Below are 16116 nucleotides of genomic sequence, written 5' to 3' on the forward strand. Positions count from 1 at the left end.
AATGAAGAGCTACGCAGTACCCTTCGAGAAGTACATCAACCTCGCCGACGCCCGTCTCGGGACCCGAGCCCTCTCGGTCACCGACGACTGGTTCGCCGACGTCAACCGCCTGTTCCAGCCGTCCGCGGCCGTGTGGAAGGAAGGCGTGTTCGACGACAACGGCAAGTGGATGGACGGCTGGGAATCCCGCCGCAAGCGCTTCGAAGGCCATGACCACGCCGTGATCCGCCTGGGTGTAGCGGGCTCGATCAAGGGCGTGGACATCGACACCAGTTTCTTCACCGGCAACTACCCGCCGTCCGCCTCCCTGGAAGGCTGCTTCGTGGCCAACGGCGACCCGGACGAGACCAGCACCTGGAGCGAAGTGCTCGGCGCCGTCGAGCTCAAGGGCGATAGCCACCATTACCATGCGATCGACAACGACCAGGCCTTCACCCACCTTCGCTTCAACATCTATCCCGACGGTGGCGTGGCACGCCTGCGCGCACACGGCATCCCCCATCGCGACTGGAGCGCGGTGAGCGACAACGAACAGGTCGACCTCGCCGCCGCGCTGAACAGCGGCCGCGCACTGGCCTGCTCCGACGAGCATTTCGGCCGCATGGGCAACATCCTCAACCCGGGCCGTGGCATCAACATGGGCGACGGCTGGGAAACCGCCCGCCGCCGCACCCCGGGCAACGACTGGGTGATAGTCGCCCTCGGCCACCCCGGCGAGATCGAGCGCATCGTGGTCGATACCCTGCACTTCAAGGGCAACTACCCCGACAGCTGCTCGATCCAGGCGGCCTTCGTCAAGGGCGGCACCGACAGCCAGATCGAGACCCAGAGCCTGTTCTGGCGCGAGCTGCTGCCGAGCCAGAAGCTCTCGATGCACGCCGAGCACGAATACACCGAACAGATCCGGGCCCTCGGCCCCGTCACCCACGTACGCCTGAACATATTCCCGGACGGAGGCGTCAGTCGCCTGCGCCTGTTCGGCAAGGTGGCCAGATAACGCCGGGCCAACCCCGGCAACCCCGTCACCGTGGCGGGGCGACAGCAAGGACAAGAAGAACAGCATGCGCACTCTCAAGATCGAGCCCCTGACCAAAGAAGCATTCGCCCCGTTCGGTGACGTCATCGAAACCGAAGGCAGCGAGTTCTTCATGATCAACAACGGCTCAACCCGCCGTTACCACAAGCTGGCCACCGTCGAGACGGCCCAGCCGGACGACAAGGCGATCATCAGCATCTTCAGCGCCGAGTCCCTGGAGATGCCCCTTCCCATCCGCATGCTTGAACGACATCCGCAGGGCAGCCAGGCCTTCATACCGCTGCTCGGCAACCCCTTTCTGGTCGTGGTCGCGCCGGTTGGCGATGCACCTGTACCGGGTCTGGTCCGTGCCTTCCTCACCAATGGCAGGCAGGGCGTTAATTACCATCGCGGCGTCTGGCACCACCCGGTGCTGACGATCGAAAAGCGGGATGACTTCCTGGTGGTTGATCGCAGCGGTTCCGGCAACAACTGCGACGAGCATTACTTCACCGAGGACGAGCAACTGCTCCTCGACCCCCACCACTAATAAGAGAAGCCCAGCGATCGCCGTGCCGATCGTCCGGGAAAGAGGTACGTACTGTGGAAGCACATCTGACCGAATGGCTGAACCTGAGCATCCGCTGGGTTCACATGATCACCGGCATCGCCTGGATCGGCGCATCCTTCTATTTCGTCTGGCTGGAGAACAACCTCAACCGCAAGGCCCCGCGCGAGGGGTTGGCCGGTGACCTGTGGGCGATCCACGGTGGCGGCATCTACCACCTGGAGAAATACAAGCTCGCCCCGCCGAAAATGCCGGACAACCTGCACTGGTTCAAATGGGAGGCCTATTTCACCTGGCTGTCGGGCGTCGCCCTGCTGACCGTGGTGTTCTACCTGAACCCGACCCTGTACCTGATCGCCCCCGGCCTGGACCTCGCCCCGGCTGCGGCCATCGCCATCGGCGTCGGTTCCCTGATCGCCGGCTGGTTCATCTACGACCTGCTGTGCGACTCGCCCCTGGGCAAGCAGCCCGCCCTGCTCGGCCTGATCCTCTTCGTGCTGGTGATCGGCGCGGCCTGGGGCTTCACCCAGGTGTTCAGCGGCCGTGGCGCCTACATCCATGTCGGCGCGCTGATCGGCACCATCATGGTCGGCAACGTGTTCCGCATCATCATGCCGGCACAGCGTGCACTGGTTAAGGCCATCGAAGAGAACCGCACCCCGGACCCGGCGCTGCCGGCCAAGGGCCTGCTGCGCTCGCGCCACAACAACTACTTCACCCTGCCGGTGCTGTTCATCATGATCAGCAACCATTTCCCGAGCACCTACGGCAGCCAGTACAACTGGCTGATCCTGGCCGGGATCGCGGTGATCGCCGTTCTGGTACGCCACTACTTCAACACCCGCCACGACAGCAACAAGTTCGCCTGGACCCTCCCGGCCGGCGCACTGGGCATGATCTGTCTGGCCTTCGTCACCTCGCCGAACTACAAGGCCGCCACCGCGCCCATCGCCAGCGTCGCCCCGGTCACCGCACCGGCCAAGACCGAGGCCGCAGCGCCGGCAGCCGCCAGTGAAAGCAGCAAGCCCGCCGAGCAGGCCCAGGCTCCGGCCCAGCCCGCCAACGCCCAGGCCAACGCCGGCGGCGCGGACTTCGACAAGGTCCACAGCGTGATCCAGGAACGTTGCTCCGTCTGCCATTCCGCCAAGCCCACCAGCCCGATGTTCACCGCGGCCCCGGGTGGCGTGATGTTCGACACCCCGCAGCAGATCCAGGCCATGGCGCCGAAGATCCAGGCACAGGCCGTCGCCACCCAGATCATGCCGCTGGGCAACATCACCCAGATGACCCAGGCCGAACGCGACCTGATCGGTTCCTGGATCGCCGAAGGCGCCAAGACCAACTGATCTCGACCACGACGGGCCGCATCCCCAAGCTGCGGCCCGTGTTTCAAGCCTGCCCCAGGCAGGCTTTTTTTATCCTCTTCCGGCACGGCGTTCCGGTGCATGTCCCGCACCAGGCCCTGCCCTTTGTTCCGCGTGCCCCATCCACCGCCCACAGCTGGGCCTGGATGGCAGAAACATGAATACCAGGATCGCCGCCGGTCTTTGCCGGCTGCGGCCTAGACGGCTCAACAAAAACAAAAGCGCCAGAGGTGTTGCATGACCAAGCTGACCGAGCCCGAGCTCGCCATTCCGCCCGCCGATCAACGCCTGCCTTTGTTGCAACTCCTGCTCGTGGGCATCCAGCACGTGCTGCTGATGTACGGCGGCGCCGTGGCCGTGCCGCTGATCGTCGGCCAGGCGGCCGGCCTGTCCCGCGAGGAAATCGCCTTCCTGATCAACGCGGACCTGCTGGTGGCCGGTATCGCCACCCTGGTGCAATCGATCGGCATCGGCCCGGTGGGTATCCGCATGCCGGTGATGATGGGCGCGAGCTTCGCCGCCGTCGGCAGCATGGTGGTGATGGCCGGCATGCCTGGCGTGGGCCTGCAAGGCATCTTCGGCGCCACCATCGCCGCCGGCTTCTTCGGCCTGCTGCTGGCCCCCTTCATGGCGCGCATCGTGCGGTTCTTCCCGCCGCTGGTCACCGGCACGGTGATCACTTCCATCGGCCTCACCCTGTTCCCCGTGGCGGTCAACTGGGCCGGCGGTGGCAGCAAGGCCGCTCAGTTCGGCGCCCTGGAATACCTCGCCGTGGCCGCCCTGGTGCTGGGCATCATCCTGCTGGTGAACCGTTTCATGCGCGGCTTCTGGGTCAATGTCTCGGTGCTGATCGGCATGGCGGTCGGCTATGTCGTCGCAGGCGGCATGGGCATGGTCGACCTCACCGGCCTGGAGCAGGCGCCTTGGTTCCAGGTGGTCACCCCGCTGCATTTCGGCATGCCCAGGTTCGAGCTGGCGCCGGTGCTGTCGATGTGCCTGGTAGTGGTGATCATCTTCGTCGAGTCCACCGGCATGTTCCTAGCCCTGGGCAAGATCACCGGTCGCGAGGTCTGCCCCAAGGCCCTGCGCCGTGGCCTGCTGTGCGACGCCGGCGCCTCCTTCTTCGCCGGCTTCTTCAACACCTTCACCCACTCCTCCTTCGCCCAGAACATCGGCCTGGTGCAGATGACCGGCGTGCGCAGCCGCTACGTCACCGCCGTGGCCGGCCTGTTCCTGATCACCCTCAGCCTGCTGCCCAAGGCCGCCTTCCTGGTCGCCTCCATCCCGCCCGCCGTACTCGGTGGCGCAGGGCTGGCGATGTTCGGCATGGTCGCCGCCACGGGCATCAAGATCCTCCACGAAGCCGACATCACCGACCGCCGCAACCAGTTGCTGGTCGCCGTGAGCATGGGGATGGGCATGGCGCCGGTGGTGCGCCCCGAGTTCTTCGCCCACCTGCCCCACTGGATGGAGCCCATCACCCACAGCGGCATCGCCATGGCCACCGTCAGCGCGCTGGTGCTCAACATCCTGTTCAACATCCTGGGCGAGAAGGAGCGCAGCCGACACTGCGCCGCCCACTGAGCCTTGCTCCCACCTGGATGCACCGACCCGGTGAGGACAGGACTTCCCGCCCGCCTACAAGGCGGGCTTTTTTATGGGCATCCGCTTCCAAACGAGATGGCAAGGCACGTAACCGTAGGGTGGGCCGAGGCACGAAGCCCGACGTAGCCGGGCTCGATTCCGCTCCGTTGGGCCTCGCTGCGCTCGGCGCCAACCTACGGCTTCGTCCAGGGATTGCGGGCTTTACAGGGCATCCGGGGGAAGCGCGTGGCGAGTCGATGGGTCGCAGCCAAAACGCACGATTTTCTGTACACAATTCTGATTTATTTTGTTACTCATCCTGTAAACAGAATGCTATAGTCGCAAAACCTGACCCGCAGTTCAGTTTCCGAACGCGAGGCGGCCAGCGGGACGGCAGTCACCCGCAAGCCCACGACCTACAAAAACAACAGGCAGGCTTTGAACGATGAACGCATCCGCCCTGATCGGCCTCTCCGGTGCCGTCCGCCGCCCGGACCACGGCACGCACGCAGCCTTGCACTCCCCGTTCACGACATTCCCCACCGAGGCCTGCACCCACGCGGCCCGGCGCACATCGCACGACGCAGCCGAACAGCCCAGCGCTGAAGATCGCCCGTCGCCGCCCCGGAATCCGAAGACCGACCGCGTCGTCATGACGAGCTGACGCCAGGACGGCCAACCCGGAATCCCTCCATGCATCCAGCAAGACCGCCCCGCTCCGCCGGGCGGCTCCCTGCCGGCTGCGTAGAGGCCAACCTGAAGCCCTGAAAAATAAGGAAAACCGCATGAACCTGAAGCATCTGCCTCACTGCATCGCCCTTAGCGCCGGCCTCCTGGCGGGAGGGCAGGCCCTGGCCGACGGCCCGCTGCTGTGGCAGAACAACAGCATCACCTACCTCTACGGCCAGGATTTCAAGGTCAACCCGGAAATCCAGCAGACCTTCACCTTCGAGCACGCCAGCGGCTGGACCTGGGGCGACCTGTTCATCTTCGCCGACCAGATCAACTACAACGGCAAGGCCGACGCCAATGCGGGCAACAACACCTACTACGGCGAGATCCAGCCGCGCCTGTCCTTCGGCAAGCTGTTCGACCAGAAGATCGCCTTCGGTCCGGTGACCGACGTGCTGCTGGCCGCCACCTACGAGCGTGGCGAGAACCGCAACCAGAACTACCTGCTCGGCCCGGGCTTCGACCTGGCCATCCCCGGCTTCGATTTCTTCCAGCTGAACTTCTACTACCGCAAGCCCGACGGCATCACCAACAACCCGGCTGGCCAGTGGCAGGTCACCCCGGTGTGGTCGTACACCATCCCGGTGGGCAACTCCGACATCCTCATCGACGGCTTCATGGACTGGGTGTGGAACAACAAGGACGGCACCAGCAGCCGTCCGAACGACCTGCACGCCAACCTGCACTTCAACCCGCAGATCAAGTACGACCTGGGCAAGGCCCTTAACCTGGGCGCCAAGCAGCTCTACGTCGGTGTCGAGTACGACTACTGGAGCAACAAGTACGGTATCGACGACGACAGCTTCCTCGGCGACGAGATCCTCGGCGGTACCGACCAGAACACCGCCAGCCTGCTGGTCAAGGTGCACTTCTGATCGCACCTGCTGCATGAAAAAAGGGATGGCGCGAAACGCCATCCCTTTTTCGTTGGCGGCAATGCCGCCGATACCCGCCGTCAGCTGGCGCGGGCCAGGTTGCGCAGGGCCTTGATCTGATCATGGTTGCGCTGCACGCCGAGCAGTTGTTTCTCGACGATGGAGCGAGCCGGCGGCGGCAGCTCCTTGCCCAGCGCATCCTTGTAGGCCTTCAGCGCGACATCTTCACCGCGCTCGCATTCGTTGAGAATGGCGGCATCGTCCTTGCCGGTCACCAGGGCCTTGAGGTCGACCCAGCGACGGTGCAGGGCGCCGGCCACGCTGGAGGAGGTCTCCGGGTCACCGCCCATCGAACGCACCACCTGCTGCAGCTCGGCAGCGGCGCGGGCGCACTCCTGGGAGCGCTGGGTGAAGGTGGCTTTCAGCTGGGGGTTCTTCACATCCTCGGCGCATTCGAGAAACCCCTTTTCGCCGTCCTTGCTGGTCTCGATCAGGTCGTTGAGAACGGAGATAGCCTTGTCGTTATCCATCGTGCTTTCCTCTTTTTCCGGTAGGGATTCCAGCCGAGTTTCTTGCTCAGCCACTCAGGAAAATGGACCGGATGGGTTTTCCGATGGTTCAAGGTTTCGGCAACGAGGCATGACGCAACGGCTCGCGCTGGGCGCAACGAGCCGGCGGAACAAGGGGCCCTCCGAATGGCGCGGCCCGCTCGTCGGTCAGGGTTTGGCAGGCTCGTCCTTGCGCTTCTGCCGCTCCAGGTAGTCCACCTTCCACTGTTCCAGCCCCATGTACTCGGTATCGAGGTTGGCCTCGACGCGATAGCGCGCCTTGAGCGCGTCCACTTCGGCCTTGTGCGACACCAGGAAGCGGTCGAAGCGCTGCATCAGCTCCGGGTGCCGGGAGCTGGAGAGGTGGAAGGTGCCACGGGTGTGCGGCAGCGACGGGTCGAACACCAGTGCACCGGGGCGGGCGCGGATGTTGTCCAGGTAATAGGTGGCGACCACCACGTTGAAGTAGGCGCCGTCAGCCTGCTTCTTCAGCGCCTGGCGGATCATCTGCCGGAGGTCGCTGCCCTGCACCGGCTGTACCTTGCCCTCGTCGATCCGCGACTGGTAGCCACGGGGCGTCCAGCCCTGCACCAGGGCCAGGCGCCGCAGGCCGTCGATGCCCTGCCCGACCCGCTTGGGGTCCACCAGCACGCCATCCACGTAGCCCACCACCGGCGCGCTGTAGGCCATGGGCTTGCCGGCCTTCACGTCATCCGCCCATTCGGGGCTGTCCGGGTATTTCAGGTCCACCTCGCCCTTGACCAGGCGCCCGGCCAGCTCGGTGACCGGCAGCGCGCGGTAGCTCAGTTCGATGTGCTCGGCCTGCGCGAACAGGTCCAGCACCTCGCGCGCGAAGCCGCGGTATTCACCCTGTTCGTCGACCCAGTAATGCGGCTGGAAGGACAGGCGCTCGACGCCCACGACATAGCTTTCCCCATGGGCCGCGCCCAGGGGCAGCAGGCCGGCCAGCAGCCAGCCCAGATAGCTCGCTCTCAAAGGACTCTCCTCGTCTTCGGGTAGGTGCCGGCCGCGACACGAGCCACGGCCGGCGCGCCATCACTCGCCCAGCACCAACTGATGAGCGAGGCGGTTGTGGCGCTCGATCACGCGCGGCAGGTCGACGGTCATCAACTGGCCATCCTTCACCACCAGGCGACCGTTGATCACGCTGTGGGAGACCTGGGCCGGGGCGCAGAACACCAGGGCCGCCAGCGGATCGTGGAGGGCGCCGGCGAAGGCGATCTGGTTCAGGTCGAAGGCGACGAAGTCCGCCGCCATGCCAGGGGCCAGGGCACCGATGTCGTCACGGTTGAGCACCTTGGCGCCGCCCAGGGTGGCGATCTCCATTGCCTCGCGCGCGGTCATGGCATCGGGGCCGAAACCGACGCGCTGCAGCAGCAGGGCCTGGCGCACCTCGCCGATCATGGTGGCGCCATCGTTGGAGGCCGAGCCGTCGACACCCAGGCCGACCGGGACGCCGGCATCGCGCATGCGGCGGATCGGCGCGATGCCCGAGGCCAGGCGCATGTTCGAGCAGGGGCAGTGGGCGACGCCGGTGCCGGTGCGGGCGAACAGGTCGATGCCGTGCTGGTCGAGCTGGACGCAGTGGGCATGCCACACGTCATGGCCGACCCAGCCCAGGTCTTCGGCGTATTCGGCGGGGGTCATGCCGAACTTCTCGCGGCTGTAGGCGATGTCGTTGACGTTCTCCGCCAGGTGGGTGTGCAGCGACACGCCATACTGGCGCGCGAGCACCGCCGCCTCACGCATCAGGTCCTGGCTCACCGAGAAGGGCGAGCACGGCGCCACCACCACCCGCAGCATCGAGCCATGGGACGCGTCGTGGTAGTCCTCGATCAGGCGCTGGGATTCCTTGAGGATGTCCGCCTCCTTCTCCACCACCGAGTCCGGCGGCAGGCCGCCCTGGCTGCGGCCGACGCTCATGCTGCCGCGCGCGGCGTGGAAGCGCATGCCGATCTCACCGGCGGCGTGGATGCTGTCGTCCAGCTTGCAGCCGTTGGGGTAGATGTAGAGGTGGTCGCTGGAGGTGGTGCAGCCGGAAAGGATCAGCTCGGCCATCGCCGTCTGGGTGGAGACCTGGATCATCTCGGGGGTCAGGCGCGCCCAGATCGGGTAGAGGTTGGTCAGCCAGTTGAACAGCTCGCCGTCCTGGGCGGCCGGCACCACGCGGGTGAGGCTCTGGTACATGTGGTGGTGGGTGTTGACCAGGCCGGGGATGACGATGTGGCCCTTGAGGTCCAGCACCTCGTCCGCGCTCTGCGGCAGCTCGGCGCTCGGCCCCACCTGGCGGATGACGTTGTCCTCGATGAACAGGCCGCCCTGCCTGATCTCGCGGCGCTCGCCATCCATCGTGACCAGCAGGTCAGCGTTCTTCACCAGCAATGTCTTGCCCATGCTCAAACTCCTCAGCCCTTCAGGGCGCTTTTGTTCTTGAAAAGGAATGCAGCAACGGATCGGTGTGCTGGGGGACGCCATGGCAAGGCGCTTCATCGACGATCAGTACGGTACGTACGGCGAGATGAAGCAACGCAGCCAGGGCTAAGCCCAGCGCGCCGATCAGCCGCCGGTGGTGCTCATGAAGCGGACTACCTGTACCTGGGAATCCGCATCGAAATGGTGCCGCTCCGGCTTCAGCCTCAGGGCATCCACCAGGGCCGCGCGCAGCCGCTCGCCGTCACCGGGGTGACGACGGATCAGTGCCTTGAGGTCCAGTGCACCTTCATGGCCGAGGCACAGCACCAGCTTGCCTTCGGCGGTGACGCGCACACGGTTGCAGTCGCCGCAGAAGTTGCGGCTGTGGGGGGAAATGAAGCCGACCTGGGTGTCGCTGCCGATCACCTGCCAGTAGCGCGACGGACCACCGGTGCGATGGCTGCTGGGCAGGAGCTGGAAGCGTCGCTCGACCCGCTCGCGCACCTCTTCGGAGGTGCAGAGGGTGACCTTGCGTTCGTGGCTGGAGATGCTGCCCAGGGGCATCTCCTCGATGAAGCTGATGTCCAGGCCATGCTCGACGGCGAACGCCACCAGGTCCTCGACCTCATCGTCGTTACGGCCTTTCTGCACCACGGTGTTGAGCTTGATGCGCTGGAACCCGGCGTCGCGCGCGGCGTCGATGCCGGCCAGCACCTGGTCGAGGCAATCACGACGGGTGAAGGCGGCGAAGCGCTCGCGCTGCAGGGAATCGAGGCTGATGTTGAGACGGGTGACGCCGGCGGCGCGCAGGTCGTGCGCCATGTGGGCGAGCTGCGAACCGTTGCTGGTGATGGCCAGGTCTTCCAGCTCGCGGCGGGCACCGAGCCGCGCCAGCAGGCCGGTGAGGCCCTTGCGCACCAGCGGCTCGCCACCGGTCACGCGGATGCGCCTGACCCCGAGCCCGATGAAGGCATCGGCCACGGCGTAGAGCTCTTCGAGGCTGAGTATCTGCGCCCGCGGGGCGAAGACCATGTCTTCGCTCATGCAGTAGGTGCAACGGAAGTCGCAACGGTCCGTGACCGAGAGACGCAGGTAGGTGATCCGGCGACCGAAGGGGTCGCGCAATGTGCTGTCTTGCATGGTGCAGCCTGCCGCAACACGCGCCGGTCGGGACCCCGGCGGCATGGACGGATGCGGAATAAAAACAGAAATCCAAAATCTTGTATACAGAAACCTGTCGGACCGCCCCCTCGCCACCCCTCCCCCGCTTGCTTGAGAGGCCCGGGAGGCCGGTGCTACCATGCCCGACCGCTCGCCAGCCGACCCGTGACGGCCACATGGCGAGTGAACAGAGGAGCAGATGTGAGCAGCATTCGCGAGCGCAATAAAGAGCTGATCCTGCGGGCAGCCAGTGAAGAGTTCGCCGACAAGGGTTTCGCCGCCACCAAGACCAGCGACATCGCAGCCAAGGCCGGCCTGCCAAAGCCCAACGTCTACTACTACTTCAAGTCCAAGGAGAACCTCTACCGCGAGGTGCTCGAAAGCATCGTCGAGCCGCTGCTGGCCGCCTCCCACCCCTTCAATGCGGGCGGACACCCGGGGGATGTGCTCAAGGCCTACATCCGCTCGAAGATCCGCATCTCCCGCGAGCTGCCCCACGCCTCGAAGGTGTTCGCCAGCGAGATCATGCACGGTGCGCCGCACCTGTCCGCCGAGCAGACCGCCCACCTCAACGAGCAGGCCCGCCACAACATCGCCTGCATCCAGGGCTGGATCGACCAGGGGCTGATGGCCAGGATCGACCCCAGCCACCTGCTGTTCAGCATCTGGGCCGCGACCCAGACCTACGCCGACTTCGACTGGCAGATTTCCGTCGTCACCGGCAAGGCCTCGCTCAGCGACGCCGACTACGAAGCCGCCGCCGACACCATCATCCGCCTCGTACTCAAAGGCTGCGAGGTGCAGGAAGCCCCCCAGGCGCAGAGCGCCTGAGGGAACCCCTTCAGGCCTTGAAGGTGAGCACCGGGCTGAACCGGGCGATCACCGCCACCGTCTCCTCCTCCACCTGCGAGCGCACCACCTCGCCGATCTCCTTGTAGGCACCGGGCGCCTCCTCGATCATCCGCTCCTCGCGGGTGGTGATGCACTGCACCCGCTCCAGGCCGAGGATGCCCGGGTCCTTGCGCCCCTGGAAGAGGATCTCGCTGCGCGACATGGAGCGCCCCGCCCCGTGGCTGGCCGAGCTCAGCCAGCGCGGGTTGCCGAGCCCGGTGAGCAGGTAGGAGTCGTGCCCCATGCTCCCGGGGATCAGCAGGTCCTGCCCCGCATAGGCCGGCGTCGCCCCCTTGCGGTGGACGTTGCCCTGCGGCTCCTGCAGCACGATGTTGTGCGGCACATCCACCAGCAGCGGCGCCTCGGTGTCGGGGCCGAACAGTTCGCGGGTCCGCTGGCGCACCATCTCGGCGATCAGCGCCCGGTTGGCGTCGGCGTAGTGAGCCGCGCTGTGCATGGCCAGCAGGTAGTGCCCGGCCATCTCGCCCACCAGGGCGAAGACCTTCGACTCGGGATGCTTCATGCCCTTGGGCCAGAGCTCCCGGGCCTTGTCCATCCAGCGCCGGCCGACATGGAAGCCAACGTCCCGGGAGCCGGTGTGGATCATCACCACCACCTGCCCCACGGTCAGCCCGCGCTCGAAACAGGCGCGCCGATCGACCAGCTCGGTCACGACCTGCACCTCGACGAAGTGGTTGCCGCCACCGATGGTGCCCAGCCCCGGATCCCGCAGCACGGCACGACCCGTGTTCTGCAACGCCTCCGGGGCGTAGGCCGCCGAGCCACGGACGAAGGACGAGGGGTGCAGCCCCGCCAGCTCGCGTGTGACCTGCTCCAGGTCGAGCCGCGCCAGGAGACCGTCGCGAGCGGAGCGACGCCCCACGGCGCCCCAGAAATCACCGAGCCCGCCTTCGAACAGCGCCGTCATCTCGCCTGGCGCCGTGGGGATGTTGCGGGTGCCGCCCAGCAGGTCGCCCCGCACGCGCTCCACCCACTCGGCCTTGCGTGCGAGGAAAGCATCGTAGTGGACGCCCAGCCGATGCAGGCGCATGCCGCAGTTGATATCGGTGCCGATGCTCTGGGGAATCACCATGTCGGGGCTGGTGACGATGACCGCGCCCACCGGGATGCCGGAGCCGGCGTGGAAGTCCGGCGTCGCGCAGGCGCAACGCACCTCGCCGCCGTCGGGGTGGGAGACACCGGCGAAATCCAGCAACTGCAACACCGCCTTCTCCTCGATGGGAAAGGATTCGGGCAGCAGGATGCTGGCGCCCAGGCCGGCGCGGTTGAGCGAGGAAACGGACAGGGTGTTGCCGTTGACGCGGCTGATGGACACGCCGGCTCGGGCCAGCTTCTGCTGGACCCGCTTGAAGGGAGTCTTCTTCATGGAATGCTGCTTTTTCGACAGACGAAAAAAGACATCGCCGCAATGGCGATGTGGTTGTCCGTCAGCAGCAGAAAGGGACGGCGCGGATGTTAGCGGCATCGCCAGGGCGATTCAACACCTGCGCCAGGGTGCCTCCCGGGGGGCGGGAGGCACGGGAGGGTCAGGCCGCCGCGATGCCGGCGTCGGCCTTGAGGCCCACCGATTCCACGCCGCTGATGGCGCACTGCTCGTCGATATCGGAGGTGTCGCCGCTGATGCCGATGGCGCCGATCACCTCCCCCGCCTGATTGCGGATCAGCACGCCACCCGGCGCAGGCACCAGGTTGCCGTCGGCCAGGTTGTTCACCGCGCCGATGAAGGCCGGGCGCTGCTGCGCGTCGGCGGCGATCAGGCGCGAGCCCTTGCCGAGGGCGACGGCGCCCCAGGCCTTGCCGATGGCGATCTGCGGGCGAAGCATGCTGGCGCCGTCTTCACGCTGCAGGGTGATCAGGTGGCCGCCGGCATCCAGCACGGCAATGGTCAGGGGCGCTGTTCGCAGTTCGCGGCCGATGGCCAGGGCGCGGTTGGAGATGCTGACAGCGGTTTCCAGGGACAGGGTGCTCATCGTGAGGCTTCCTCGGGTAGTGGTTGAAGCGGACGCACGTCGCCGGGTTGCTGTGGCCATCACGGAGCCGGTTGCAAGAATGGCGGCGCTTTTCTCAACTATCTCACCGAACACAAAAAAATCAATCTTGATATACAATTAATTTCTTCTTTGTATACATTTACTCCCAATCCGCTCCAGATAGGCACTGAAAGCCGCGTCAAACGGGCGTTTTAAAGAAACCCTGACCTGCGACATTTCGCCCGACAAATCTCCTTGACCCTTCAGTCGGCACCTGAATAGAATCCGCCACAAGCACCTTGTATACAATTTTCACAAGAAAAGAGGCACAAAACATGGCCAAAATGAGAGCAATCGAGGCCGCCGTCCTGGTGATGCGCCGCGAAGGCATCGACACCGCGTTCGGCATCCCCGGCGCCGCCATCAACCCGCTGTACGCCGCACTGAACAAGATCGGCGGCATTGACCATGTCCTGGCCCGTCACGTCGAGGGCGCCTCGCACATGGCAGAGGGCTACACCCGCACCAACCCGGGCAACATCGGCCTGTGCATCGGTACGTCCGGCCCTGCCGGCACCGACATGGTCACCGGCCTGTACTCGGCCTCCGCCGACTCCATCCCGATCCTCTGCATCACCGGCCAGGCCCCTCGTGCCCGCCTGCACAAGGAAGACTTCCAGGCCGTCGACATCACCAGCATCGTCAAGCCGGTGACCAAGTGGGCGACCACCGTCCTCGAGCCGGGCCAGGTGCCCTACGCCTTCCAGAAGGCCTTCTTCGAAATGCGCAGCGGCCGTCCCGGCCCGGTGCTGATCGACCTGCCCTTCGACGTGCAGATGGCCGAGATCGAATTCGACATCGACGCCTACGAGCCGCTGTCGGTGAACAAGCCGTCCGCCACCCGCATCCAGGCCGAGAAGGCCCTGGCCATGCTCAATGAGGCCGAGCGCCCGCTGATCGTTTCCGGCGGCGGCGTGATCAACGCCAACGCCTCCGACAAGCTGGTCGAATTCGCCGAGCTGACCGGCGTACCGGTGATCCCGACCCTGATGGGCTGGGGCACCATCCCCGACGACCATGCCCTGATGGCCGGCATGTGCGGCCTGCAGACCTCGCACCGCTACGGCAACGCCACGCTGCTGGAATCGGACCTGGTGTTCGGCATCGGCAACCGCTGGGCCAACCGCCACACCGGCTCCGTCGACGTCTACACCCAGGGCCGCCGCTTCATCCACGTGGACATCGAGCCCACCCAGATCGGCCGCGTGTTCACCCCGGACCTGGGCATCGTCTCCGACGCCGGCTCCGCGCTGGACGCCTTCCTCGAAGTCGCCCGCGAGTGGAAAGCCGCCGGCAAGCTGAAGGACCGCAGCGCCTGGGTCGAATCCTGCCGCGAGCGCAAGCGCACCCTGCAGCGCAAGACCCACTTCGACAACGTGCCGGTCAAGCCGCAGCGCGTGTACGAGGAAATGAACGAGTTCTTCGGCAAGGACACCTGCTACGTCAGCACCATCGGCCTGTCGCAGATCGCCGGCGCCCAGTTCCTGCACGTGTACAAGCCCCGCCACTGGATCAACTGCGGCCAGGCCGGCCCGCTGGGCTGGACCGTTCCCGCCGCCCTCGGCGTGGTCAAGGCCGATCCGAGCCGGCCGGTGGTGGCGCTCTCGGGTGACTACGACTTCCAGTTCATGATCGAGGAGCTGGCCGTGGGCGCGCAGTTCAACCTGCCCTACATCCACGTGCTGGTGAACAACTCCTACCTGGGCCTGATCCGCCAGGCGCAGCGCGGCTTCGAGATCGACTACTGCGTGCAGCTGTCCTTCGACAACGTCAACGCACCGGAGCTCAACGGCTACGGCGTGGACCACGTCGCGGTGGTCGAGGGCCTGGGCTGCAAGGCCATCCGCGTGTTCGACGCCAACGAACTGCAGAGCGCCTTCGCCAAGGCCCGCAAGCTGATGGAAGAGTTCCGCGTACCGGTCGTGGTCGAGGTCATCCTGGAGCGTGTCACCAACATCTCCATGGGCACCGAGATCAACGCGATCAACGAGTTCGAAGAACTGGCCCAACGCGGCGCCGACGCCCCGACCGCCATCTCGCTGCTGGACTGACGAGCAACGCCCCCTCTCCCGTTCGTGGCGGGAGAGGGAGGTCTACCGAGGAGAATCTTCATGCCCCGTTTTGCCGCCAACCTGTCCATGCTGTTCACCGAAGTGGACTTCCTGGACCGTTTCGCCGCCGCTGCCGACGCCGGTTTCACCGGTGTCGAGTACCTCTTCCCCTACGACTTCCCGGCCGAGGAGATCAAGGCCCGCCTGGACGCCAACAAGCTGGAACAGGTGCTGTTCAACCTGCCCGCCGGCGACTGGGGCAAGGGTGAGCGCGGCATCGCCTGCCACCCGGACCGCGTCGAGGAATTCCGCGCCGGCGTCGACAAGGCCATCGCCTACGCCAAGGTGCTCGGCAACCAGCAGGTCAACTGCCTGGCCGGCATCCGCCCCCAGGGCCCGGACTGCGCCACCGTCGAGAAGACCTTCGTCGACAACCTGAAGTACGCCGCCGAGAAGCTGCAAGCCGCAGGCATCCGCCTGGTCATGGAAATGATCAACACCCGCGACATCCCGGGCTTCTACCTGAACACCACCCGGCAGGCCCTGGCGATCCGCGAGAAGGTCGGCAGCGCCAACCTGTTCCTGCAGTACGACATCTATCACATGCAGATCATGGAAGGTGACCTGGCGCGCACCGTGGAAGGCAACCTCGCCGTGATCAACCACGTGCAGCTGGCCGACAACCCGGGCCGCAACGAGCCGGGCACCGGCGAGATCAACTACCGCTTCCTCTTCGAGCACCTGGACCGCATCGGCTACCAGGGCTGGGTCGGCTGCGAGTACAAGCCCGCCACCACCACCGCCGCCGGCCTTGGCTGGCTGAAAACCCATAACGCCATCTAA

Annotated in this window: 15 protein-coding genes; 9 read left to right on the plus strand and 6 right to left on the minus strand. The window is 65.8% G+C overall.

All coding sequences use genetic code 11. The features are described 5' to 3' along the window. The first annotated feature begins 1 nt into the window (after position 1). The 6 genes from alc to HSX14_RS19420 all read left to right on the plus strand — a co-directional run bounded on the left by alc (position 2) and on the right by HSX14_RS19420 (position 6138). Complete coding sequence (gene alc, locus HSX14_RS19395) at positions 2–997, plus strand: allantoicase (protein WP_173177886.1); 996 nt, start codon at positions 2–4, stop codon at positions 995–997. 64 nt (positions 998–1061) lie between these two features. Beyond that, the gene (locus HSX14_RS19400) at positions 1062–1565 is read left to right on the plus strand and encodes an ureidoglycolate lyase (RefSeq protein WP_173177884.1); all 504 of its coding nucleotides are present in this window, start codon (positions 1062–1064) and stop codon (positions 1563–1565) included. 53 nt (positions 1566–1618) lie between these two features. Beyond that, a complete protein-coding gene (locus HSX14_RS19405; protein ID WP_173177882.1) occupies positions 1619–2929 on the plus strand; it encodes a urate hydroxylase PuuD in 1311 nt (436 codons plus the stop codon). Between the two features lie 255 nt (positions 2930–3184). After that, on the plus strand, positions 3185–4531 hold the full coding sequence (locus HSX14_RS19410) for a nucleobase:cation symporter-2 family protein (protein WP_173177880.1): 1347 nt from the start codon (positions 3185–3187) through the stop codon (positions 4529–4531). 445 nt (positions 4532–4976) lie between these two features. Beyond that, entirely contained in the window at positions 4977–5195 is a 219-nt protein-coding gene (locus HSX14_RS19415) for a hypothetical protein (RefSeq protein WP_173177878.1), read from the plus strand. Positions 5196–5316: 121 nt separating this feature from the next. Then, complete coding sequence (locus tag HSX14_RS19420) at positions 5317–6138, plus strand: outer membrane protein OmpK (RefSeq protein ID WP_173177876.1); 822 nt, start codon at positions 5317–5319, stop codon at positions 6136–6138. 80 nt (positions 6139–6218) lie between these two features. Here HSX14_RS19420 and HSX14_RS19425 read toward each other — a convergent pair whose 3' ends face one another. From HSX14_RS19425 to moaA, 4 genes are all read right to left on the minus strand, one after another. Then, on the minus strand, positions 6219–6668 hold the full coding sequence (locus tag HSX14_RS19425; protein ID WP_173177874.1) for a PA2169 family four-helix-bundle protein: 450 nt from the start codon (positions 6666–6668) through the stop codon (positions 6219–6221). A gap of 186 nt (positions 6669–6854) precedes the next feature. Then, the gene (locus tag HSX14_RS19430) at positions 6855–7682 is read right to left on the minus strand and encodes a substrate-binding periplasmic protein (protein ID WP_373874754.1); all 828 of its coding nucleotides are present in this window, start codon (positions 7680–7682) and stop codon (positions 6855–6857) included. Positions 7683–7742: 60 nt separating this feature from the next. Further along, on the minus strand, positions 7743–9101 hold the full coding sequence (locus HSX14_RS19435) for an 8-oxoguanine deaminase (protein ID WP_173177872.1): 1359 nt from the start codon (positions 9099–9101) through the stop codon (positions 7743–7745). 162 nt (positions 9102–9263) lie between these two features. Continuing rightward, complete coding sequence (gene moaA, locus HSX14_RS19440; RefSeq protein WP_173177870.1) at positions 9264–10259, minus strand: GTP 3',8-cyclase MoaA; 996 nt, start codon at positions 10257–10259, stop codon at positions 9264–9266. 222 nt (positions 10260–10481) lie between these two features. On the opposite strand from moaA, the gene HSX14_RS19445 reads away from it, so the two are divergent. Further along, positions 10482–11111 carry a TetR/AcrR family transcriptional regulator gene (locus tag HSX14_RS19445; protein WP_111260842.1) on the plus strand — a complete coding sequence of 210 codons (630 nt, stop codon included), beginning with the start codon at positions 10482–10484 and terminating at the stop codon, positions 11109–11111. A gap of 10 nt (positions 11112–11121) precedes the next feature. Here the strand turns inward: HSX14_RS19445 and HSX14_RS19450 are convergent, their stop codons facing one another. Continuing rightward, a complete protein-coding gene (locus HSX14_RS19450; RefSeq protein WP_173177868.1) occupies positions 11122–12558 on the minus strand; it encodes an RtcB family protein in 1437 nt (478 codons plus the stop codon). A gap of 160 nt (positions 12559–12718) precedes the next feature. After that, the gene (locus tag HSX14_RS19455; RefSeq protein ID WP_021220542.1) at positions 12719–13162 is read right to left on the minus strand and encodes a GlcG/HbpS family heme-binding protein; all 444 of its coding nucleotides are present in this window, start codon (positions 13160–13162) and stop codon (positions 12719–12721) included. Between the two features lie 335 nt (positions 13163–13497). Between HSX14_RS19455 and gcl the strand changes: the two genes are divergently transcribed. Beyond that, entirely contained in the window at positions 13498–15273 is a 1776-nt protein-coding gene (gene gcl, locus HSX14_RS19460) for a glyoxylate carboligase (protein WP_173177866.1), read from the plus strand. Positions 15274–15333: 60 nt separating this feature from the next. Beyond that, the gene (gene hyi, locus HSX14_RS19465) at positions 15334–16116 is read left to right on the plus strand and encodes a hydroxypyruvate isomerase (protein ID WP_173177864.1); all 783 of its coding nucleotides are present in this window, start codon (positions 15334–15336) and stop codon (positions 16114–16116) included.

Origin of the sequence: Pseudomonas tohonis (genome assembly GCF_012767755.2) — a bacterium.
Classification (GTDB): domain Bacteria; phylum Pseudomonadota; class Gammaproteobacteria; order Pseudomonadales; family Pseudomonadaceae; genus Metapseudomonas; species Metapseudomonas tohonis.

Coding starts and splice junctions, on each gene's coding strand:
- HSX14_RS19425 (WP_173177874.1), bottom strand. CDS start 6,668: ATGGATAACGACAAGGCTATCTCCGTTCTCAACGACCTGATCGAGACC.
- HSX14_RS19420 (WP_173177876.1), top strand. CDS start 5,317: ATGAACCTGAAGCATCTGCCTCACTGCATCGCCCTTAGCGCCGGCCTC.
- moaA (WP_173177870.1), bottom strand. CDS start 10,259: ATGCAAGACAGCACATTGCGCGACCCCTTCGGTCGCCGGATCACCTAC.
- HSX14_RS19400 (WP_173177884.1), top strand. CDS start 1,062: ATGCGCACTCTCAAGATCGAGCCCCTGACCAAAGAAGCATTCGCCCCG.
- HSX14_RS19415 (WP_173177878.1), top strand. CDS start 4,977: ATGAACGCATCCGCCCTGATCGGCCTCTCCGGTGCCGTCCGCCGCCCG.
- alc (WP_173177886.1), top strand. CDS start 2: ATGAAGAGCTACGCAGTACCCTTCGAGAAGTACATCAACCTCGCCGAC.
- HSX14_RS19450 (WP_173177868.1), bottom strand. CDS start 12,558: ATGAAGAAGACTCCCTTCAAGCGGGTCCAGCAGAAGCTGGCCCGAGCC.
- HSX14_RS19410 (WP_173177880.1), top strand. CDS start 3,185: ATGACCAAGCTGACCGAGCCCGAGCTCGCCATTCCGCCCGCCGATCAA.
- gcl (WP_173177866.1), top strand. CDS start 13,498: ATGGCCAAAATGAGAGCAATCGAGGCCGCCGTCCTGGTGATGCGCCGC.
- HSX14_RS19435 (WP_173177872.1), bottom strand. CDS start 9,101: ATGGGCAAGACATTGCTGGTGAAGAACGCTGACCTGCTGGTCACGATG.
- hyi (WP_173177864.1), top strand. CDS start 15,334: ATGCCCCGTTTTGCCGCCAACCTGTCCATGCTGTTCACCGAAGTGGAC.
- HSX14_RS19455 (WP_021220542.1), bottom strand. CDS start 13,162: ATGAGCACCCTGTCCCTGGAAACCGCTGTCAGCATCTCCAACCGCGCC.